The organism is Brevibacterium sp. (genome assembly GCF_031179145.1).
Classification (GTDB): Bacteria; Actinomycetota; Actinomycetes; order Actinomycetales; family Brevibacteriaceae; genus Brevibacterium.
The window spans coordinates 130151-150960 of sequence record NZ_JAPSIB010000007.1; the positions used below are offsets into that span (position 1 = coordinate 130151).

Annotated in this window: 17 protein-coding genes and 1 tRNA gene; 5 read left to right on the top strand and 13 right to left on the bottom strand. The window is 66.7% G+C overall.

From position 1 onward, the window contains the following. Positions 1 to 4 precede the first annotated feature (4 nt). On the bottom strand, positions 5 to 469 hold the full coding sequence (locus RIT73_RS07400; RefSeq protein WP_309131424.1) for a DoxX family membrane protein: 465 nt from the start codon (positions 467 to 469) through the stop codon (positions 5 to 7). A 114-nt stretch (positions 470 to 583) separates the two neighbouring features. Next, positions 584 to 1795, bottom strand: a complete 1212-nt coding sequence (locus tag RIT73_RS07405) for a CPBP family intramembrane glutamic endopeptidase (protein ID WP_309131425.1) — start codon at positions 1793 to 1795, stop codon at positions 584 to 586. A 187-nt stretch (positions 1796 to 1982) separates the two neighbouring features. On the opposite strand from RIT73_RS07405, the gene RIT73_RS07410 reads away from it, so the two are divergent. The 3 genes from RIT73_RS07410 to RIT73_RS07420 all read left to right on the top strand — a co-directional run bounded on the left by RIT73_RS07410 (position 1983) and on the right by RIT73_RS07420 (position 5946). Beyond that, entirely contained in the window at positions 1983 to 3542 is a 1560-nt protein-coding gene (locus RIT73_RS07410; protein WP_309131426.1) for an APC family permease, read from the top strand. A gap of 126 nt (positions 3543 to 3668) precedes the next feature. Then, complete coding sequence (gene argG / locus RIT73_RS07415) at positions 3669 to 5090, top strand: argininosuccinate synthase (RefSeq protein WP_309131427.1); 1422 nt, start codon at positions 3669 to 3671, stop codon at positions 5088 to 5090. 109 nt (positions 5091 to 5199) lie between these two features. Further along, positions 5200 to 5946, top strand: coding sequence for a DNA alkylation repair protein (locus tag RIT73_RS07420; RefSeq protein ID WP_309131428.1), 747 nt, complete (start codon positions 5200 to 5202; stop codon positions 5944 to 5946). 54 nt (positions 5947 to 6000) lie between these two features. Here the strand turns inward: RIT73_RS07420 and RIT73_RS07425 are convergent, their stop codons facing one another. From RIT73_RS07425 to RIT73_RS07455, 7 genes are all read right to left on the bottom strand, one after another. Then, a complete protein-coding gene (locus RIT73_RS07425; RefSeq protein ID WP_309131429.1) occupies positions 6001 to 7143 on the bottom strand; it encodes a cysteine desulfurase family protein in 1143 nt (380 codons plus the stop codon). 36 nt (positions 7144 to 7179) lie between these two features. Further along, entirely contained in the window at positions 7180 to 7836 is a 657-nt protein-coding gene (locus tag RIT73_RS07430) for a TetR/AcrR family transcriptional regulator C-terminal ligand-binding domain-containing protein (protein WP_309131430.1), read from the bottom strand. Between the two features lie 8 nt (positions 7837 to 7844). Then, a complete protein-coding gene (locus RIT73_RS07435) occupies positions 7845 to 8639 on the bottom strand; it encodes a tyrosine-protein phosphatase (RefSeq protein ID WP_309131431.1) in 795 nt (264 codons plus the stop codon). After that, positions 8636 to 9472 carry a phosphonate ABC transporter, permease protein PhnE gene (gene phnE / locus RIT73_RS07440; protein WP_309131432.1) on the bottom strand — a complete coding sequence of 279 codons (837 nt, stop codon included), beginning with the start codon at positions 9470 to 9472 and terminating at the stop codon, positions 8636 to 8638. Before phnE ends, RIT73_RS07435 begins: the two co-directional genes overlap by 4 nt. Next, on the bottom strand, positions 9465 to 10343 hold the full coding sequence (gene phnC, locus RIT73_RS07445) for a phosphonate ABC transporter ATP-binding protein (RefSeq protein ID WP_309131433.1): 879 nt from the start codon (positions 10341 to 10343) through the stop codon (positions 9465 to 9467). The genes phnE and phnC overlap by 8 nt, the downstream gene beginning before the upstream one ends. A 15-nt stretch (positions 10344 to 10358) precedes the next feature. After that, positions 10359 to 11282, bottom strand: a complete 924-nt coding sequence (gene phnD / locus RIT73_RS07450) for a phosphate/phosphite/phosphonate ABC transporter substrate-binding protein (RefSeq protein WP_309131434.1) — start codon at positions 11280 to 11282, stop codon at positions 10359 to 10361. A gap of 216 nt (positions 11283 to 11498) precedes the next feature. Next, a tRNA-Arg gene (locus RIT73_RS07455) sits at positions 11499 to 11571 on the bottom strand. Between the two features lie 357 nt (positions 11572 to 11928). Between RIT73_RS07455 and RIT73_RS07460 the strand changes: the two genes are divergently transcribed. Continuing rightward, a complete protein-coding gene (locus RIT73_RS07460; RefSeq protein WP_309131435.1) occupies positions 11929 to 13761 on the top strand; it encodes a phosphoenolpyruvate carboxykinase (GTP) in 1833 nt (610 codons plus the stop codon). Between the two features lie 444 nt (positions 13762 to 14205). Here the strand turns inward: RIT73_RS07460 and RIT73_RS07465 are convergent, their stop codons facing one another. The 4 genes from RIT73_RS07465 to RIT73_RS07480 form a co-directional block, all read right to left on the bottom strand. After that, a complete protein-coding gene (locus RIT73_RS07465; RefSeq protein ID WP_309131436.1) occupies positions 14206 to 14442 on the bottom strand; it encodes a hypothetical protein in 237 nt (78 codons plus the stop codon). After that, the gene (locus RIT73_RS07470) at positions 14439 to 15836 is read right to left on the bottom strand and encodes an anion permease (RefSeq protein ID WP_309131437.1); all 1398 of its coding nucleotides are present in this window, start codon (positions 15834 to 15836) and stop codon (positions 14439 to 14441) included. Before RIT73_RS07470 ends, RIT73_RS07465 begins: the two co-directional genes overlap by 4 nt. Positions 15837 to 16102: 266 nt before the next feature. Beyond that, positions 16103 to 17560, bottom strand: a complete 1458-nt coding sequence (locus RIT73_RS07475; protein ID WP_309131438.1) for an aspartate aminotransferase family protein — start codon at positions 17558 to 17560, stop codon at positions 16103 to 16105. Positions 17561 to 17591: 31 nt separating this feature from the next. After that, a complete protein-coding gene (locus RIT73_RS07480; RefSeq protein WP_309131439.1) occupies positions 17592 to 19085 on the bottom strand; it encodes a CoA-acylating methylmalonate-semialdehyde dehydrogenase in 1494 nt (497 codons plus the stop codon). 95 nt (positions 19086 to 19180) lie between these two features. On the opposite strand from RIT73_RS07480, the gene RIT73_RS07485 reads away from it, so the two are divergent. Beyond that, positions 19181 to 20803 carry a PucR family transcriptional regulator ligand-binding domain-containing protein gene (locus RIT73_RS07485; RefSeq protein WP_309131440.1) on the top strand — a complete coding sequence of 541 codons (1623 nt, stop codon included), beginning with the start codon at positions 19181 to 19183 and terminating at the stop codon, positions 20801 to 20803. The last annotated feature ends 7 nt before the right edge of the window (positions 20804 to 20810 follow it).

The window sequence follows — 20810 nt, forward strand, 5'->3', positions numbered from 1 at the left end:
GGATTCACTTCTGTTTCGACACTTTCTTCGCCGCTTTCCTGGCAGCTCTCTTCGCAGCCTTCTTTCCCGCATCGGCCCCGGCGACGAGCAGCAGTCCGCCGAGGGCGGCAACGTTCTTCTGGAAGTGGACCTTGTGCGCAGCCGCGCTCTCCTCATCCATCTCCCAGAACGCATGGCCGGCCAATGTGGTCGGCACCAACGATGCGGCGAGCGCAAGGGCAGAGAGCCGCGGCTTGATTCCCAGCAGCATCGTCGTGCCCGCCGCGAGCTGAAGAGCACCGTTGGCACGGACCAGGAGTTCATCGTCTTCGGGCAGGATCTGCACGTACTCACGCATGGTCTCGAGCACCTGGCCGGCTGCCTCGGCCCGCCCGCCGGGCTGCGTCAGAGCCGAGTACCCGCCGGTGATGAAGATCGGTGCGGTCAGCATCCGACCGGCGGACTGCAGCAGCGATGAACCAAGTGCCATGAGGGTCTCCTTTGCGAAACGGACCCGGCCCCTGTTGGGATCGGGCGTCAGTGGGCTTCGAGCCTAACGCATGCTCCTGTGCCGCTCAATGCACAAGTTCCCTGGTCACTGGGCTCAGCCGGAGCCCGGCTCCGGGCGGTTTGATTCGGGGCGGTTCGGTGCGGGGCGGCCCAGCTCGGGTCGGTGTCGAAACTGACCAGTGAGAACGAGCACGGCGATGATCAGCGCGGAGACGATCCAACCGGACACCCCCAATACAGTGACGAGGGCCATGTCGGGAGTCGCAGCCGAGGCATCGGCGAACAGCCCGAGGAGCATCGCCGACGATCCGTTGAGCGCGCCATGGGCGAAGACTGCCGGCCACAGCGAACCCGATCGCAGGCGCAACCACCCGAACAGGAAGGAGAGCATGACGCAGCCTCCGAGCATGAAGCCCAGACCCGAGATGTCGGTGCGTCCGAAGTTGTAGCCGAGCAGGATGAGCGGCGCGTGCCAGAGCCCCCAGATGACGCCGATGATGAGGAGCGCGGGCCAGGTCCCCAACGGCCGCAGACTGGTGAGCAGCCAGCCACGCCAACCGACCTCCTCCCCGAAGGCGAAGATCGCCGTCACGATCGAGTTGAAGACGATGATCGCCAGGTAGATGGCGATGGCGGCACCGATCGGGAGCTGATCGAGACCGGGCAGTGCGGACAGCTGTGCCTTGAACCCGGACAGACCGACGAGGTCGATCTCGAACCAACCGAACGCCGCCGCGAGCAGATATGTGGTCGCCACCAGCAGGTACGTGCCGAACAGCGCTGCAAGCGTCAGCCCGACGACTCGCCGAGCCGGCGTGAGCGGCCAGATCCCGAGGTAGCGAGTCACCGCAGACTGAGCTGCCGCGGGCTGCATTCCGATCACAGTCTGTGCCGGGGGCGCCTGTGCCCGGGCAGTCCGTGCCCGGGCAGCCCGTCTGCGTTGGACGATCAACGCGAGGATGGTCGCCAGGAGTGGCGTGAGCATGAGCGCCTGCCCGCACAGCTGCACCACGACCAGATTCTGCAGCCCGTCGCCGGAGAGCCACAGCGGCAGGCACACGAGCCACCCGAGGATCACGGCCGTCGCCACGAATATTCCGACCTCCAGCCACGGCACCCGCCTCGGGATGGGGTTGCGCGGGCGCCCCTTCGCATCGAGACCACCGGCAGATTTGCGGCCGGCAGGATCCACGCGGTCGGCACGGCCCTCGGCGCCGCCCGGGGCCTCGCGGCCGGGGCTCGCAGGACGCGTGGCCGGGTGCTCGACGCCGTTGCTCTCGTGGGCGATGCCTGTGTTGTCTTCCATGCCTCCAACATAAGCCGCACAAAGGCACCTTGCCTCCGCCTGCGGAGGGAAATACTCCTCTGTCCCGTGGCTGACCTGGAATCCCGACTTCCGGAAGCCGAGACACTTCGCATCCCACGCCTCTCGCGCCCCTGGGCTACGATGAGCAGATCCGAATCAACGCCGATTCCCAGACAAGGCACAGCCCATGACCCAGCACTCCCCCGATCCCCGGCTGCCCGACGACAGCCCCCGACTGCCCGCGGAGAACCGCCGCCCGACCCACAGCGATCCCCACCTGTCCGACGACGATCACCTCTCGGTCCTCGGCTACCAGGACTCCTTCGAGAGGTCGATGAGGCCGTGGGCGAACTTCGCTCTCGGTTTCACCTACCTCTCTCCCCTGGTCGGGGTGTATTCGCTGCTGGCAGTCGCCCTGTCGACGGGCGGGCCCCCGTCGATGTGGTGGATAGTCATCGTCGCCTGCGGCCAGATGCTGGTGGCACTCGTGTTCGGCGAAGTCGTCTCGCAGTTCCCCATCGCCGGCGGCATCTATCCGTGGGCGCGCAGACTGTGGGGAAGGCGGTATGCATGGATGGCCGCCTGGGTCTACATCTGCGCGATGATCGTGACGATCACCGCGGTCGCCGAGTTCGGCGCCGGCTTCCTTGCCGGCCTCTTCGGCCTCGAACTGACGCGGACCACGACGCCCTTCCTGGCCCTGGGGCTTCTCCTGCTGGCCCTGGCCATCAACTTCAGCGGCACAAGGTGGTTGGCCCGAATCGCGCGCATCGGACTCTTCGCCGAACTCATCGGCGTCATCGGCCTCGGGCTGTTCCTGCTCATCTTCGAACGCAAGCATTCCTTCAGCGTCTTCTTCGACTCGATGGGGATCGCCGGAGACGGCAGCTACCTCGGCGCATTCATGGGCGCCGCCGTCGCCGGGCTGTTCCTGTTCTACGGCTTCGAGGCCTGCGGCGACGTCGCCGAGGAGGTCTCCAACCCGGCCCGCGGCATTCCCCGGGCGATGATCATGACGATCGTCGTCGGCGCGGTATCCGCCCTGTTCTCCTTCGCCGGCTACGTGCTGGCCGCACCGAACCTCGAGCAGATCGTCGCCGGCGAGGTCGCCGACCCGATCCCGGCGATCCTCGACGGCAGCCTCGGCCCGATCGGCGCGAAGATCTTCCTCCTCGTCGCCATCCTCGCGTTCATCTCCTGCGTGCTCAGCCTGCAGGCCGCGGCCTCCCGCCTGATCTTCAGCTTCGCCCGCGACGGCATGATGCCCGGGCACCGGTGGCTCTCCGCGGTCTCCGGCACGACGAAGGTCCCCGGCAACGCCCTCATCGTCGCGTGCACGGCTCCGGCTCTCATCTGCCTGCTCATCTGGCTGAACGACGGGATCCTCGTCGCGGTCACCTCGTTCGCGATCCTCGGCATCTACCTCGCCTTCCAAATGGTCGTGCTCGCGGCTCTGCGGCAGCGCCTCAAGGGATGGCGGCCCGCCGGCCCCTGGTCGCTGGGCAGGTGGGGAACCGTCGTCAACGTCGCGGCGCTGGTCTACGGCGTCTTCGCGATGGTCCTCCTCGCCCGTCCCGGTGCATCGGGATCGTTCTTCACCGACTACGTCGTGCTCATCGGCCTCGTCATCGTCCTCGCCGTCGGATGCATCTACCTCTTCGTCGCGCGTCCGGACGCCAAGTCGGATGCGCCGGAAGGAGATGCCATCGTCGTCGCCGAGGCGATCCGCAGTCACCGCGGCAGCTGACCCGCCGACACCGCTTCGTCCCGTCGCCTCAAACATGCATAATCATTCGGTGAAATGCATAACAATTGGTCTCAGGGGCCGGTTTCAGTGCGACATGAGCCACAGTCGGGCAGTAGGCTGAGGGTCATGTCGAAAGTACTGTCTTCTCTCCCCATTGGTGAGCATGTTGGAATCGCCTTCTCCGGCGGACTGGATACCTCCTGCGCAGTCGCGTGGATGCGCCACAAGGGTGCCATCCCGTGCACCTACACAGCCGACATCGGCCAGTACGATGAGCCCGATCTCGACGGTGTGACCGCACGCGCGAAGGAGTACGGAGCAGAGATCGCCCGTTTCGTCGACGCGAAGCGGCTCCTCGTCGAAGAGGGCTTCGTCGCCCTCCAGTGCGGCGCCTTCAACGTCCGCTCCGGCGGCAAGACCTACTTCAACACGACCCCGCTCGGTCGCGCAGTCACCGGCACGATGCTCGTGCGCGCGATGAAGGAGGACGGCGTCGACATCTGGGGCGACGGGTCGACCTACAAGGGCAACGACATCGAGCGCTTCTACCGCTACGGCCTGATGGCCAACCCGAAGCTGCGCATCTACAAGCCGTGGCTCGACTCGGAATTCGTCGAGGAGCTCGGCGGACGCCAGGAGATGAGCGAATGGCTCGTCACCCACGGTTACCCCTACCGCGACTCCGCGGAGAAGGCCTACTCGACCGACGCCAACATCTGGGGTGCGACCCACGAGGCGAAGAGCCTCGAGTTCCTCAACACCGGCCTCGACATCGTCGAACCCATCATGGGCGTTCCCGCCTGGCGTGATGACGTCGACGTCGTCACCGAAGAGGTCTCCGTCCGTTTCGAAGCCGGACGCCCGGTCGCGATCAACGGTGAGGTGTTCGACGACCCCGTCGCCCTGGTCTTCAAGGCCAACGAGGTCGGCGGCCGGCACGGCCTCGGCGTCTCCGACCAGATCGAGAACCGGATCATCGAGGCGAAGTCGCGCGGCATCTACGAAGCCCCCGGCATGGCTCTGCTCCACATCACCTACGAACGCCTGCTCAACGCGATCCACAACGAGGACACCATCGCGCTCTATCACGAGGAGGGCCGCCGCCTCGGCCGGCGCATGTACGAGGGCCGCTGGCTCGACCCGCAGTCGCTGATGCTGCGCGAATCCATGCAACGGTGGGTCGCCTCGGCGGTCACCGGCGAAGTGACGCTGCGCCTGCGCCGCGGCGACGACTACACCATCGTCGACACCCAGGGCCCCAACCTCAGCTACCACCCGGAGAAGCTGTCGATGGAGCGCGTGGGCGATGCCGCCTTCGGCCCCGAGGACCGGATCGGTCAATTGACGATGCGCAACCTGGACATCGCGGATTCGCGTGCCCGGCTCGAACAGTACGCGGCCATGGGTCTCGTCTCGGGTCCGACCTCGGAACTCGTCGGCTCCCTCGAAGCCGGCGGCGCCGAGGAGATCGCCAGTTCGCCGGTCGATGTCGACGCCGCCAGTGACCTCGCCGGGTTGTCCGCCGCCTTCGACACCGGCACGGACTGACCTGCAGCGACAAGGCCGTGGACTCAGGCAGATGCGCTTGGGTTCGCGGCCTTTCGCGTCCTCGAGTGCCGTACCGTCAGGATCTGCTCAGCGGTGAGAAGATCGAACCATGGACGTCAATGCCATCGTCGAGGCGATCGACCGAGAGCTGCGCTCGTGCGGCAACGCTGAGCGCGCGGTCAGGGAACGGGTCTACCTCAAGAGCGAACTCGATCACCTCGGCGTCACCGTGCCGGAGACCCGGGCGATCGTCCGCAGCGCGCTTCGCGGCACGGATGTCGATCATGACGACGTCATCGCACTGGCCGAAGCGCTGTGGGCACCGCCCGCGACCGATCACGCTCGTTCCTCGGTCCGGCCGGTGCATGAACGGCGGACCGCGGCGACGATGGTGCTCATCCAATCGGCGGATCACCTCGGCGCCGGGGACGCCGATCTCGTCGAACGCCTGCTCCGGGAAGCGCGCACGTGGGCTCTCGTCGATCCGCTCGCCGCGGACCTCGTCGGTCCGCTGTCGGAACGCGAAGCCGGTTTCGACCGGATCCTCGATGTCTGGGCGCAGGACGACGACTTTTGGCTCCGTCGCTCCGCGCTGCTGGCCCACCTCGTTCCGCTGCGACAGGGGCGAGGCGATTTCGACCGCTTCTGCCGGTTCGCCGACGCCATGCTCGAGGAGAGGGAGTTCTTCGTCCGCAAGGCGATCGGGTGGGTCCTGCGGGACACTGGACGCAAGCGTCCGGACACCGTCTTCGCATGGCTGCTGCCACGAGCAGGTCGGGCGTCCGCGGTGACATTGCGGGAAGCGGTCAAGCACCTGTCACCCGAGCAGCGGGAGGCGATCCTCGCCGCGCGGTGAGGTTACGCGCTTGCCGGGCGGATCGGCCGCGTTCGCACTCGGCCGCGTTCGAGCTCAGGCGTGTTCACGCTCGGCTGCGAGGGTGTTCGCCGCGTGGGCCAGAGCGGCTGCCGCCCGTTCGATGTCGGCGGCCGCGGTGCTCCTCCCCAGGGACAGGCGCAGCGCTCCCAGAGCCACGTCGGGAGTGAAACCCATGGCCAGGAAGGCTGAGGACGGAGTATGGACGCCGGAATGGCAGGCGCTGCCCGTGGAGGCGTCGACCTCCTCCGTCCGTTCGAGGAGATCCGCACCGAGCATGGACGGCACCGCCACCATCAGCGTGTTGGGCAGGCAGCCGGCGGACGGGCTGATGCGCACCAGATCCGGAATCGCCGTTCGCATCCGGTGCCAGAGATCTTCTCGCAGCCCGGCCTGCCGTTCGGCTTCCGATGTGAGGCGCTCAGCTGCGAGCTCGGCGGCCGCGCCCAGGCCCACGATCGAGGCAACGTTCTCCGTGCCCGGCCGGATTCCGCGCTCCTGCCCGGCCCCGACCAGAACCGGGTCGATCCGGATCCCGCGGCGGATCCAGAGCGCCCCCACCCCTTTCGGCGCGTAGAGCTTGTGCCCCGCAATGCTGAGCAGGTCCGCACCCAGTTCGGCGACCGACACCGGGATCTTCCCGACCGCCTGCGCACCATCGGTGTGCATCAGGCCACCGGCCGTACGGACCGCCTCGGCGAGGTCGTCGATCGGCTGCACGGCGCCGACCTCGTTGTGCGCAAGGATCACCGTTCCCAGCCCCAGGTCACCTGCGGGCATGTCAGCGGCCGTGACGCGCCCCTCGGCGTCGACCGGGAGTTCGTCGATCTCCCACCCGTGGCTGTTGCGCAGATGCGCCAACGGCTGCACGGTGGCGGGGTGCTCGTTGACGGACGTCACCGCTCGCTTGACCGCCGCCACCGAGGCGGCTCCCCGGATGGCGAGGTTGTTCGACTCGGTGCCGCCCGAGGTGAAGACGATCTCATCGGGTCGGGCCCCGATCAGGGAGGCGAGCTGTTCACGGGCACGATCCACGCCAACTCTTGCGAGGCGACCCTGGACGGTTGCGCTCGATGGATTTCCGAAGCGCTCGGTGAGGTAGGGCCACATCGCCTCCACCACTTCGGGCGCGACAGGAGTGGTGGCATTGTGGTCGAGATAGATCGGCGCCTCGGGCATCGCAGTGTCCTTTCCTGGGTCACCCCCCAGATTAGGTCACATCATCGTCGACGCTTCTCGGCGCCCGAGCTCTTCCGACTCACGACCGGTTTCAGTCACCATTCCCCGCCAGATGATGTCCACGGCGCTGCGCACCCTCGCTCTCGCCGGAGCCTGGCTAAGGCTCTCACCGCGCACGACGTGCTGGTAGTACATCGCTCCGGCGATGGCGTCGAAGCACGCGGGCACGTCCAGGTCGGCTCGGAGCTCTCCGCGCTCGACTCCCGCCCGAATGGCCTCCTCGACCGGGGCTCTGCGCTTCGTGACGTGGGAGGCCCAGTACTCGCGCTGCAGTTCGACGTCGGCCATGACCAGCCGGATCCGCTCCCGGAACCGTGCCTCGTGCGAACTCACGCCATCGGCGGAGCCCAAAAGAGCATCGACGATCGCCCTCTTGAGATCCCGCTCCCGGCAGATCACGGTCGGGATCACGCGGCCGCTGTCCAAGGCGGCGGCGATCAGCCCGGTCAGCGACGGCCACCTGCGGTAGAGGGCCGAACGGCTGACCCCGCTGTCGGCGACGATGCGGGAGACCGTCACTCGCTCCCCCGAGTCGACGAGCCTCAGCGTGGCGGCGAAGATGCGCTCATCAAGCTCCTCGTCACGTGGTCGGCCGGGTCCTCGCCCCGTGCCCGAGGACGGCTGGTCGCTCATCGGAGTGCTCACCCCTCCAGTGCGCGTTCGCGCAGCCGGTCGACGAGCCCATCGGTGAGCCCGGCAGCGCGCAACAGTGCGAGTGGATCCGCGCCCGCCTCCGACAGGCTCCCGAGCAGCTCGAGCATCGGAGCAGGCGAGAACTCGCTCCGCACAGCCGCCCGGGCGCCGAAGTCAAGATCGAGGCCCCGGCTGCGCATGAGCGGTCCGATGACCGGAAGGATGCGCCGATGGATCGCGGCCGAGTTCTCACCGGTGCGGACATAGTCGGCGAGGATGACCTCGGGCTCCGCGCCGAGAGCGAGCAGCAGCGAGGCCGCGAGGACTCCGGTGCGGTCCTGCCCGGCGGCGCAGTGGAAGGCAACCGCACCTCGGGAGTGCGCGATGATCGCGAGCGCCGTCACGATCCGAGAGGCGGCACCCGAGTACATCCTGCGGTACATCCGACCGAAGCTGCTCTGATCGAAGGGATCGGCGGCCGGTGCCACCTCGGTGCCACCGGAGGCCTCGACCGCCTCGGCGAGGGTGGTGAGGAACGGGATGTGGTGGTAGACGACCGACCCGTGGGCGCTGAACGGTCCGCGCCCGGTGAGCGCGACCTCCTCGGGAGAGCGCAGGTCGATGACAGCGCTCAGCCCTTCCTCGACGAGCCCGTCCGCGGTGTCCGCGGTGACAGTTGCGAGGTCGTCGGCTCGGATCGCGAAGCCTGGGCGGATGACTCCGCCGGCGATCGCGATGCCGCCGAGGTCGCGCAGATTGACCGGTGCCGACAGTGGGATCTCCGGTGCGTCGATGATTGTCATGTGATCTTCCTTCGGATGACGGCGCTGGCCTGGTCGATGACGGTGACGAGCACGATGATGCAGATGACGATGGCGCTGAGGTGACCGTAGTCGTACATGCGCATCGCGGTGGTCAGTTCCAGGCCGATGCCGCCGGCGCCGACCATTCCGAGAATCGTCGCGCCGCGGACGTTGCCCTCGAACAGGAGCAGGGTGTAGGAGACGAGCATCGGGGATGACTGCGGCAGGATTCCGTACTGGACGGTCTGGCGCTTCGAGGCTCCGACGGCCTGCATCGCAGTGACCGGTCCGCGGTCCACGGCCTCCATCGCCTCGGCGAAGATCTTCCCGATCGACCCGATCGACCCGATCGTCATCGCGAGGATTCCCGCGAAGGGGCCGAGGCCGACTGCGGAGACGAACATCAGGGCGAAGACGAGATCGGGAAGCGAGCGGATGATGTTCATCAGCCACCGCGTCGGGTAGTAGAGCCACTTTGGTGCGATGTTCGACGACGCGCCGAAGGCGACGATGAGGGACAGGACGGTGCCGAGCACGGTTCCGACGATGGCCATCTGCAGGGTCTCGATGAGCAGCGTAACGATGGTCCCGAGCTTGTCCCATGTCGGTGGGAACATCTGTCCGAGGAAGCCGCCCATGTTCACAGCGCCTTCGCCGAGCTTCGCGAAGTCGAACTCAGCGCCGACGAAGGACCACAGCAGGACAGCGGCGGCAATGGGCAGGCCGAGGAGGAATCGGGCTCTGGGCAGGACGAATGCACGCTCCATCCGCAACCGGTCCCGCGGATCCAGAGCGGGATTCAGTACGGGTCCCTTCGTGGTGCTCTCACGCATCGACATCGGACTCCTCCTCGTCGGAGGCGTAGATGTCGGCCAGGTCCTCGGCAGCGAGCTGATCCGTCGGCGCGGAGACCAGCACGCGGCCGTGCCGCAGACCGACGATGCGATCGGAGTGCTGCAGCGCCAAGGGGAGCACGTGCAGGCTCACGAGCACGGGGATCCCGTCTTCGCGCGCGATCGAGTGGAGCAGTTCGAGCACCGAATGGGCCATCTTCGGGTCGAGGGAGGCGACGGGTTCGTCGGCGAGGATGAGCTTCGGGCGCTGCATGAGCGCTCTGGCGATCGCAACGCGCTGCTGCTGCCCGCCGGAGAGCGACCGTGCCTCGTCCTTTGCCTTGTGGGCGATCCCCACCCGCTCGAGGAGCTCGAGCGCGCGTTTGCGGTCCGCCGAGGTGAAGCCGCCGAGAAGGTTGATGGGTCCGGCCTGGTGGAGCGCCCCGGTGAGCACGTTCGTGAGCACGCTGAGACGGCCGACGAGGTTGAAGTTCTGGAACACCTGCCCCACCGAGGCGCGCACCTCCCGCAGCTGCCCGCGACGGAGGTTTCTCATGTCGCAGCCGACGGCGCGCACAGATCCCGAATCGATGGGTGCGAACCCGGTCAGGGACTTCATCAGGGTCGATTTGCCCGAGCCGGACGAGCCGAGCAGGGCGACCATCTCACCTGGGTAGAGGTCGAGGTCGACCCCATCGAGCACGACCGGACCGTTCCCGTAGGAGACGGTGAGGTCCTTGACCGAGGCGAGCGGAAGGTGCAGCAGCATCTCCTCCGTGGTCGGGGCCGCCGGTTCCGCGGCGGCGGACCGCGTCGGTGTGGACGTCGCCGCAGGCTGGCGAGTCTCGTCGGGCATGATCGAATTGGTCATGGTGGCGCTCCTCAACTAACCGAGGTCCGTGATGTCGACATCCGCGACTGCGGCGAGTTCGACGAAGGGGTCGAAGATGTCGGTCGAGGGCTCGAGGATCGGTTCGGAGCCCTGTGTGGCTTCGACGTAGGTGCTCAGGCGCGAACCGTTGTCTTCGGAGATGACCGTGGGGAGTGCCTCGAGCAGCAGTTCGCGCTTGTCCTCGGCGAGGTTCTGGTCCGCGAGCATCGACACCGCGACCGGCATCGGTCCGCTTTCGCCGATCGAACGGGTCTCGCCCTTCTCGAACGGGAACATCGGGTCGCCCTGACCGGCACGCTTCGGGAAGATGGTCGAGGTGCAGGAGACGTCGACCTGTCCCTCCTTGAGCGCGACGTTGCTCATGTCGTGGCCGCCGGACATCATCGGGGTGTAGTGCTTGTCCTTCTCCAGTCCGGCTTCGTGGAGCATGCCGACGGGCATGAAGTAGCCCGAACTCGAGGCCGGATCGGCGAACGCGACGACCGTCTCCGGGGTGATGTCCTCAAGGGACTGCAGCGGCGACTCGTCGAGCACGAGGCAGGTCGAGACGGGCTCCTGGCTTCCCGGCCAGGCAATGAGCGAGTCGACCTCGCCGGTATTCACGGCGAGGGCAGAGGGGAATCCGCTCATCATCCCGATGTCGACGTGGTGGTTGCGCAGGGCCTCCACCACGGCCGAGTAGTCGGGGACGTCGACGATCTCGACCTCTCGGCCCGTCTCCTCGGAGAGCAGCTCTTGCAAGGCGTCGGCCGGGTTCTCCGCTGAGGGGTCGTCCCCCACCGAGGTGGTCGCAATCGTGATCGGGGCATGCGGGTCGGACTTGTCGGGGCCTTCGGCCGAAGCCGGTCCGGAGCATCCCGAGAGGACGAGAGCACCGAGGCCGAGGAGTGCCGCAGCACAGAGAGCGCGAGAGCGCATGGAGTGACCTTTCAAAGAAGTGAACTGGCGCCGGCTGACTCCCCCGAATGGGGCGAGCGGCGATGGCAACAGTCAACTCAGTGAAAGTGACGAGCAATTACGAGACCGGTGTACCGGTAATCAAACCGATCCTGAACAGGGGATGAATCCGGCCCGGAACCGGGTACAGCAAAGGCCCCTCACCAGCTGAACATGCCGGTGAGGGGCCTTCTTCGGTGCGCCACGAGGGATTCGAACCCCCAACCTTCTGATCCGTAGTCAGATGCTCTATCCGTTGAGCTAGTGGCGCATGTCACCCGGGCGTTCGCCCTGCAACTCGATCAACTATACACACCCGCTTCGGCGATACCCAAATTCCGGGGACGTGCGCTTCACCACATCGGCTTGCCCGCGCCTCAGGCTCGCCGCCACAGCGGGAACCGGGTGTTTCAGTCAGGAAACAACCACCGCAATAATCCGTCACGTCTGTGCAATAACACGTCACCTCAAAGTCGAATCTACGTCAGAACCGTTGCTCTTGTGACCCAATGCACAGGTTCTGCGGCCGAAAACGCGGACTCGGCGAGCGGTGCCGAGACCTACGGTGGTTGAAGTACCACCCGTTCAGCAACGGTAACCCCGCACCCGATTGACCAGGAGACCACTCATGACTGTCCTCGACCATGATGTCGTCGCTGACCAGCTCAAGACTGCACCGACCACCGATGAAGCAGTGCTGTCGTTCGTCGGACGGATTGCCCGACTGACCACTCCGGACGAGATCGTCTGGGTCGATGGTTCTGCTGAGCAGAAGGCGCTCATCACGGATCAGCTCGTCGCCGCCGGCACGCTTGTTCGCCTGAGCGGCACCAAGGACTCATTCTACGCAGCCTCCGACCCGGACGATGTCGCCCGCGTCGAGGGCCGCACCTACATCTGCTCCGAGAAGGAAGAGGATGCCGGTCCGCTCAACAACTGGGTCGCACCTGCGGAGATGAAGGAGACCCTCAACGGGCTCTTCGACGGTTCGATGCGCGGTCGCACCATGTACGTCATCCCCTTCGTCATGGGTCTGGCAGAGGCTGATCACCCGATGTTCGGCGTCGAGGTCACGGATTCGCCCTACGTCGTTCTCTCGATGCTCATCATGGCCCGCTCGGGCAAGTACGCGCTGGAGGCCATCGAGAAGCAGAACGCACCGTTCGTCGAGTGCGTGCATTCGGTCGGCGTCCCGCTGGAGCCCGGCCAGGACGATGTGGCGTGGCCCTGCAACACCACCAAGTACATCACCCACTTCCCTGAAGAGCGCTCCATCTGGTCGTTCGGGTCGGGTTACGGCGGCAACGCGCTGCTCGGCAAGAAGTGCTACGCCCTGCGCATCGCCTCGGCGATTGCCCGGGACGAGGGCTGGCTGGCCGAGCATATGCTCATCCTCAAGCTCACCAGCCCCGAAGGCGCCGTCAAGTACATCGCCGCGGCATTCCCGTCAGCCTGTGGCAAGACCAACCTCGCCATGATCGAACCCACGATCCCCGGTTGGAAGGCCGAGACCCTCGGTGACGACATCGCGTGGATGCGCTTCGGTTCCGACGGCCAGCTCTACGCCGTCAACCCCGAGTTCGGTCTCTTCGGCGTCGCCCCCGGCACCGGATACTCGACGAACCCGACCGCGATGCGCGCCATCGAAGCCGGCGGCAATGTCTTCACCAATGTCGCCCTGACCGACGACGGCGATGTGTGGTGGGAAGGCAAGACCGACGAGAAGCCGGAACACCTCATCGACTGGAAGGGCAACGACTGGAATCCCGAGTCGGAGACCCCTGCCGCTCACCCGAACTCGCGATTCTGCACCCCGATCGCGAACGTTCCGACGCTGGCGCCCGAGTGGGAGAACCCCAACGGCGTGCCGATCTCCGCGATTCTGTTCGGCGGTCGCCGGAAGACGACCATGCCGCTGGTCACCGAGACCCAGGACTGGACCCATGGCGTGTTCATGGGCTCGGTGCTGTCCTCGGAAACCACCGCCGCAGCCACCGGCCAGGTCGGCGTCGTCCGTCGCGACCCGATGGCAATGCGCCCGTTCATCGGCTACAACGTCGGAGACTACCTGCAGCACTGGCTCGACATCGGCGACACCGAAGGCGCCCAGCTGCCGAAGATCTTCTACGTCAACTGGTTCCGCCGCGCTGAGGACAACTCGTTCCTGTGGCCCGGATTCTCGGAGAACTGCCGCGTGCTCAAGTGGATCTTCGAGCGCGTTGCCGGCACCGCCGATGCCGAGGAGACCGCGCTCGGCATGACCCCGACCCCGGGCGCTCTGGACATCGACGGCCTCGACATCACCGAGGAGCAGGTGCGCAAGGCACTCGAGATCAAGCCTGAGGAATGGGACACGGAACTCGCCTCGATCGAGGAATGGTACGCCGAGCTCGGTGACCACGTCCCCGCCGAACTCCGCGCCCAGGTCGACGAGCTTCGCGCCCGTCTCGGCCTCGCCTGAGCTTCCAGACTCGATGCTCGAGGCTGTCGCAGGGCGACTCGACGCCTGAGGTCCGCTCGATCCGAAGCCTGAGCTGAAGACGATCCCCCGATCACCGCCGAGGTGGTCGGGGGGTCGTCTTCTGTGCGAGCGTCTCGGCGCGGGCCGCCGCGTGAGGAGTGCCGCCCCCTCAGAGTTGCCCGATGCGCGGAAGCTGTCCGCGCGAGGAGTGTCGGATGAGGCACCCCCGGCAGCTGTGATTCACCCCATTGCAACGGTAGGAATCAGCGCTGCGGCGAAGAATCGCGGAGCTGAGGATGGGAAACGAAGTCAACGGAGCGAATTGCCGGCATCCGGGCGAATTGCCGCCGCCGGGATGGGCAGTAGCTGCAGAATTGAAATGCCGTCCTGCCGTAGGAACGGCAGGACGGCGCATCAGGTACGAGCCGCAGTCGAACCTCGGCGTCAGGCTCCGTGCAGGGCGGGGACGATGAGGTAGACCCCGAAAAGCACGACGAGACCGCAGACTCCGAAGACCGCCCAGTAGGCGAGCCGGTGAACCGGACTGCTCTGCCCACTCAAGTCGACCTTCTCCACGTGGGAGGCGCGCATTCGAACCGCGGTGGAGAAGAGCGTGATGACGATGATCGCAGACACCCAGGTCGCGATCGCAACAATGAGGAATGAGCTCCACTCGATCATTTCGCTTCTCCTTCATCGTTCGGAGCTTTGTAGGTCGGAACAGTGGGGTTCGCCGAGGTGGTATCCGCAGCTCGCGTCTCGGCCGCGGGGACTGCGCCAGCAGCGTCCTCCGCTCGGACAGCGGGCTTGACCTCCGATTCGGCAGCCTCCGCTCTGTCAGCTGCCTTGGCCTCGGCCTCGGCGGCCTTCACCTCGGCGATGCGCTTCGTCTCTGCGCGCTTGCGGTTGCGGTTCTTGCGCAGCTTGCGCTTGCGACCACGGATGTTGACGGCCTCGGCGACGGTGTCGAGATTCGAGATGTCAGTCTCCTCGACGGTGCGGGAGCTGAGATAGATCCAGAGCACGGCGATGACGGCGATGATGGTGTCGATGATGATGCCGACCATGCCGAAGTGCGCGATGCCGGCGGCGATGCCGCCGATCAATCCAGCGGCCGGAATCGTCAGCAGCCAGCCGGAGGCGATGCGGCCGGCGATCGACCACTTGACGTCAGCGCCCTTGCGACCGAGGCCAGAGCCGAGCACGGACCCCGAAGCGACCTGCGTCGTCGACAGGGCGAAGCCCAGGTGAGAAGACGCGAGGATGGCGGCGGCGGTCGAGGTCTCGGCGGACAGACCCTGAGCCGGCTTCACCGTGGTCAGCTTCGTGCCCAGAGTGTCGATGATGCGCCAGCCGCCGACGTAGGTGCCGGCGGCGATGGCGATCGCGCAGGTCACGACGACCCACAGGTGCGGCCCGGTGCCGGGCTCCTGCATGCTCGCCGAGACGAGCACCAGGGTGATGACGCCCATCGTCTTCTGCGCATCGTTGGTGCCATGGGCCAGCGCGACGAGGGAGGAGCTGAAGATCTGCCCGTACTTGAATGGTGCGCGATGAGCAGTGCGTCCTTCGCCCTTGCGCCGGGTGATGGCATAGGCCAGCCGCGTGCACAGATAGGCGCCGATGCCGGCGATGAGCGGCGCTGCGATGGCGGGGAGGAGGACTTTGGAGGTGAAGACGGCGAAGTCGACAGAGCCGAAGCCCGCGCCGACGATGGCAGCGCCGATGAGGCCGCCGAAGAGTGCGTGCGAGGACGAGGACGGAAGCCCGAACCGCCACGTCGCCATGTTCCACACGATTGCGCCGATGAGGCCGGCGAGGATGAAGCCCGGAGTGATCTGGACTCCCCCGCCGCCTTCCTTGATGATGCCGCCGGAGATCGTCTTCGCGACCTCGGTGGACAGGAAGGCGCCGACGAGGTTGAGCAGAGCCGCCAGCGTCACCGCCGCCTTCGGCTTGATGGCTCCGGTCGCAATGGGAGTCGCCATGGCGTTGGCCGTGTCGTGGAACCCATTGGTGAAGTCGAAGAAGAGGGCGAGCGTTATGACGAGGACAACGACGATGATGATTTCCACTGAGCGACCTTGGATGTAGACACAATGCGGGCCATGGATGAATGGGCCGGTGAAACAGCAAACTCAATCCCGAAAAAGTCTACAGCCACAAGTCACCGAAACTTCACCAGATCGTCGACTGAGCTTCACCCGGTTCACGCACCGGAAACTTCCCAGCAGGACAGATGCGCATCACCGGACCGGTGAATGTATGCACACTCACAGCGGTCCGGTGATGACAGTCCGGTGATGACAGGGAGGCGCAGGCTCCCCGCCGAGGCCAGCTCTCAGCTGACGAAGGAGTCCGCGACGTCGAGGGCGCGGTCGAGCGCTTCGAGGCCGAAGCGCACGTCTGCGTCCGGGGTGTTCAGCGGCGGCACCACGTGGATCCGGTTGAAGTTCGCGAACGGCAGCACTCCTTCGGCCTTGAGTGCCGCGATGACCTGGTTCATCTCCGGCGAGCTTCCGCCGTAGGCGGCCAGTGGCTCCCGGGTCTCACGGTTCTTCACGAGTTCGACGGCCCAGAAGCAGCCCATGCCCCGCACGTCGCCGACGGACGGGTGCCGCTCCGCGAACTCCCGCAACGTGGGCCCGATGATCTCAGCACCGAGGCGCTCGGCGTTCTCGATCATTCCCTCCTCGCGCATCGCGGTGATCGTCGCGACCGCGGCCGCACAGGCGAGCGGGTGGCCGGAGTACGTGAGACCGCCCGGGTAGGCGCGTTCGCGGAAGGTCTCGAAGATCGCCTCGGAGATCGCCACCCCGCCGAGGGGAACGTAGCCGGAGTTGACGCCCTTGGCGAAGGTGATGAGGTCCGGGGTGACGTCCCAGTGGTCGACGGCGAGCCAGCGCCCGGTGCGACCGAACCCGGCCATCACCTCGTCGGCGATGTACATGATTCCGTAGCGCGACGTCAGCTCCCGTACGCCCTCCAGGTATCCGGCGGGAGGCCCGTAGATGCCTGCGGTGCCGGGCACGGTCTCGAGGATGAGAGCGGCGATGTTGCTCGGACCCTCGAGCACGATCATGTCCTCGAGGTGCTGGAGCGCCCGCTGGGTCTCCTCCGCCTCCGAAGTGGAACCGAAGTACGAGCGGTACTGGTACGCCGGCATGAAGTGGACGATGCCCTCGGCGGAGTAGTCGTTGGCGAACCGGCGCGGGTCACCGGTGACGTTGACGGCCAGCTGCGTGCCGCCATGGTAGCTGCGGTAGGCGGAGAGCACCTTGGTCCGACCGGTGTGCAGGCGGGCCATCCGGATCGCGTGCTCGTTGGCGTCGGCTCCGCCGTTGGTGAAGAACACATGGTTGAGATCGCCCGGGGTGATCTCGGCGATCAGCCGCGCGGCCTCCGACCGGGCATCGTTGACGTGCTGCGGAGCGATCGTGCACAGGCGCGCGGCCTGCTCTTGGATCGCGGCGACGACCTTCGGGTGCTGGTGTCCGATGTTGGTGTTGACCAGCTGCGAGGACATGTCGAGCAGCTTCCGGCCCTCCCCGTCCCAGACGTACGGCCCCTCCGCGGCGAGCACGGTCATCGGGGTGAAGGGCCCCTGCGCCTGCCAGGAGTGGAACACGTGCTCACGGTCGAGGTCATGGGCGCGTCGACCTACCTCGATCTGTTCGTCGGTGATCGTCGCCTGCGCCGGCTGCGCCTCGGCGGGAGCGGATGCCTCGGCCGCAGTCACTGCGCCGGCTTCCGCGGAGGCCTGCGCGTCGAGGTTGAGGTCTTCTTCAGTCGTGGTCATGATCGTCCTTCACGTTTCGATGTGGGTCAGGTCAGCCGTTGGTGGGGAATCCGAGGTTGATTCCGCCGTGGCTGGGGTCGAGCCAGCGGGTGGTCACGACCTTGCCCCGGGTGAAGAAGTGGACTCCCTCGATTCCGTGGGCATGGGTGTCGCCGAACAGCGAGTTCTTCCAGCCGCCGAAGGAGTAGTAGGCCATCGGCACCGGAATCGGCACGTTGACGCCGACCATTCCGACCTGGATCTCGTTCTCAAAGCGACGGGCCGCTCCCCCGTCGTTGGTGAAGATCGCGGTGCCGTTGCCGTAGGGGTTGGAGTTGATGAGCTCGATGCCGTCGTCGTAGCTCTCGACGCGGACGACGGAGAGGACTGGCCCGAAGATCTCATCTGTGTAGATCGACATGTCGGGGGTGACGTGGTCGAACAGGGTGGGGTTGAGGAAGAAGCCGTTCGGGTCCGCGTTCTCGCTGACCTCACGGCCGTCGAGGACGAGAGTGGCGCCGGCGTCGACTCCAGCATCGATGTAGCCGGCGACCTTGTCGCGGTGGGCGGCCGTGACCAGCGGTCCCATGTCCGAATCCTTGGCACCATCGCCGATCTTCAGTGTGCGGGTGCGCTCGGCGATCTTGGCGACGAGTTCATCGGCGATCGACTCGACGGCGACGACCGCGGAGATGGCCATGCAGCGCTCACCTGCCGCGCCGTAGCCGGCGTTGACCGCGGCGTCGGCGGCGAGGTCGAGATCGGCGTCGGGCAGGACCAGCATGTGGTTCTTCGCACCGCCGAGAGCCTGGACCCGCTTGCCGGTGGCCGTGCCCTTCTCGTACACGTACTGGGCGATCGGGGTCGAGCCGACGAAGGACACGGAGTCGACCTGCGGGCTCTCGAGCAGAGCGTCGACCGCTTCCTTGTCACCGTGGACGACGGTGAAGACGCCGTCGGGGAGCCCTGCTTCCTTCCACAGTTCGGCCATCCAGTTGGCTGCGCTCGGGTCCTTCTCGGAGGGCTTGACGATCACCGTGTTGCCGGAGGCGATGGCGACGGGGAAGAACCACATCGGGACCATGGCGGGGAAGTTGAACGGGGAGATGATCGCGGAGACTCCGAGGGGCTGCCGGACCGAGTGCACGTCGACCTTGGTCGAGGCGTTCTCGGTGTAGCCGCCCTTGAGCAGGTGGGCGATGCCGCACGCGAACTCGACGACCTCCTGTCCGCGGCTGACCTCGCCGAGGGCGTCGGAGACGACCTTGCCGTGTTCGGCGGTGATGATCTCGGCCAGCTCGCCCTTGCGCTGGTTGAGCAGCTCGCGGAACGCGAACAGGATCGTCGTCCGCTTCGCCAGGGACGTGTCCCGCCACCCGGGGAACGCTTCCGCCGCCGAGGCGATCGCGGAGTCCACGGTCTCCCGCGAGGCGAGGGCGACCTGGGCGGTGGCTGCGCCGGTGGCGGGGTTGGTGACCTCGGCGAAGCGGGAGTCGCTTCCGGCGTCGACGCCTGAACCGTTGATCCAATGCGAGACGGTGCGCATGTGTCGTCCTCTTTCGGTGGTGAGTCTGCGGTGACTCCCTCCATGGTGGGTCAGGGCGAACGGTAAGAACAGTGACAATCTGTCACAATGGAGCCGTGACCTCTTACACAGTGTCGGACGCTCCGCATCACTTCGCCGAACTCACGATCGGACACCTGCTCGACTTCGAGGAGATCGGGCGCGGCTCACCCGAACTCGTCACCGGGCAGGAGAACCTGGACCGCATCGTACGCTGGGTGCACATCGCGGATTCCGAGCAGGTCGGACGGTTCCTCGAGGGTGGGGAGTGCGTGCTCAGTACGGGCCTGTCCTTCCGGTCCTCCGCCGAGGCGGCGAACGCATTCTTCGACCAGCTCGAGTCCGTGTCCGCCGCCGGGGCGGTGATCGAGCTCATCGACGCCGATGGCCGGCCCGATGACGACGCCCTCGCGGTCCTCCGTGCGGCAGCCGCCGGCAGGCAGCTGCCGATCATCCTCCTGAGCCGGCGGATCAAGTTCGTGCGCGTGACGGAGCTCGCCCACCAGGAGCTGCTCAACCGGCAGCTGGCGCGGAAGGAGCGAGTGCGACGAGCACATGAGACATTCACCCAGCTGAGCCTCGAACGCGCCGGCGCCGAGGACATCGTCGAACGTACGGCCGAACTGCTCGCCTCCCCCGTCGTCCTCGAGGACGTCGGTCGACGCATCCTCACCCACGCCGACGGCGGGCAGGACACCACACGGATCCTGCGGGAATGGGGGCAGCCGGGCAACCGCCTCGGCGAGGGTGAGGCCGGCCAGCGCTGGCTGCAGACTCCGGTCGGGCTGCGGGAGCGGCGCTGGGGGAGGCTGGTCGCTCCGGGGCGCACCGCCGACGACGAGGAGGCGGCGCAGATCATCGAGCGGGCCGCACAGTCGCTGACACTGGCGCGGATGGCCGAACGCGATGAGCAGGACCTTCTGTTCCAGGCCCAGGGAGGGCTCATCCGCGAGATCGCGGACTCGACCGAGCTCGACGAGGACAGCGCGAGAGCCCGCGCCCGAGCCCTCGGGTTCACCGCCCGCGGGCACATGGTGGCGGTGGTCGTGCGGATCGACCGCAGCTCGGCGACGGACCCGACGAGCCTGCAGTTGCAGGAGAGGTCTCTGCTCCAGCTTCTCGTCGAGACGTCCGCCCAGCACCGCTGCACCACTCTGGCGGCGGGAATGCAGTCGGGATCCTTCGGCGTCGTCCTCGCACTGCCCGCGGGAATTGATGAGGACACGGCGCTCAAGCGGGTGCTCACCGGTCTGCCGCATCGGGAGACGACTGTCGGGGTCGCGCGGTCGAGCACTTCGCTGCTGACGGCAGCGCTGCGCCTCGAATCCGCGGCACAGGTCGCCGAGATCGCCTCGACTCTCGATCTGCGCCAGCGTCTCTACTACCGCTTCTCCGACGTCAGGCTGCGCGGCCTGCTCACCTCCCTGGCCGACAACCAGGCTCTGAACGCCTTCGCCGAGGCGGAGCTCGGACCCCTGCTCGAGACCGAGGACGAGGAGATGCTCGACTTCCTCGAGCTGTTCCTGTCGCACGGCGGCAACAAGTCCGCGGTCGCTCGCGCCGGGTATCTGTCCCGCCCCGCGCTCTACGCGCGGATCGCGAAGCTGCAGGACCGCCTCGGCGTCTCCCTCGACGACGCCGAGTCGCGCACGGCTCTGCATGTGGCGCTCCTGTGGTGGCGGGTGCGCGGCCGGCGGTGACTTCCTC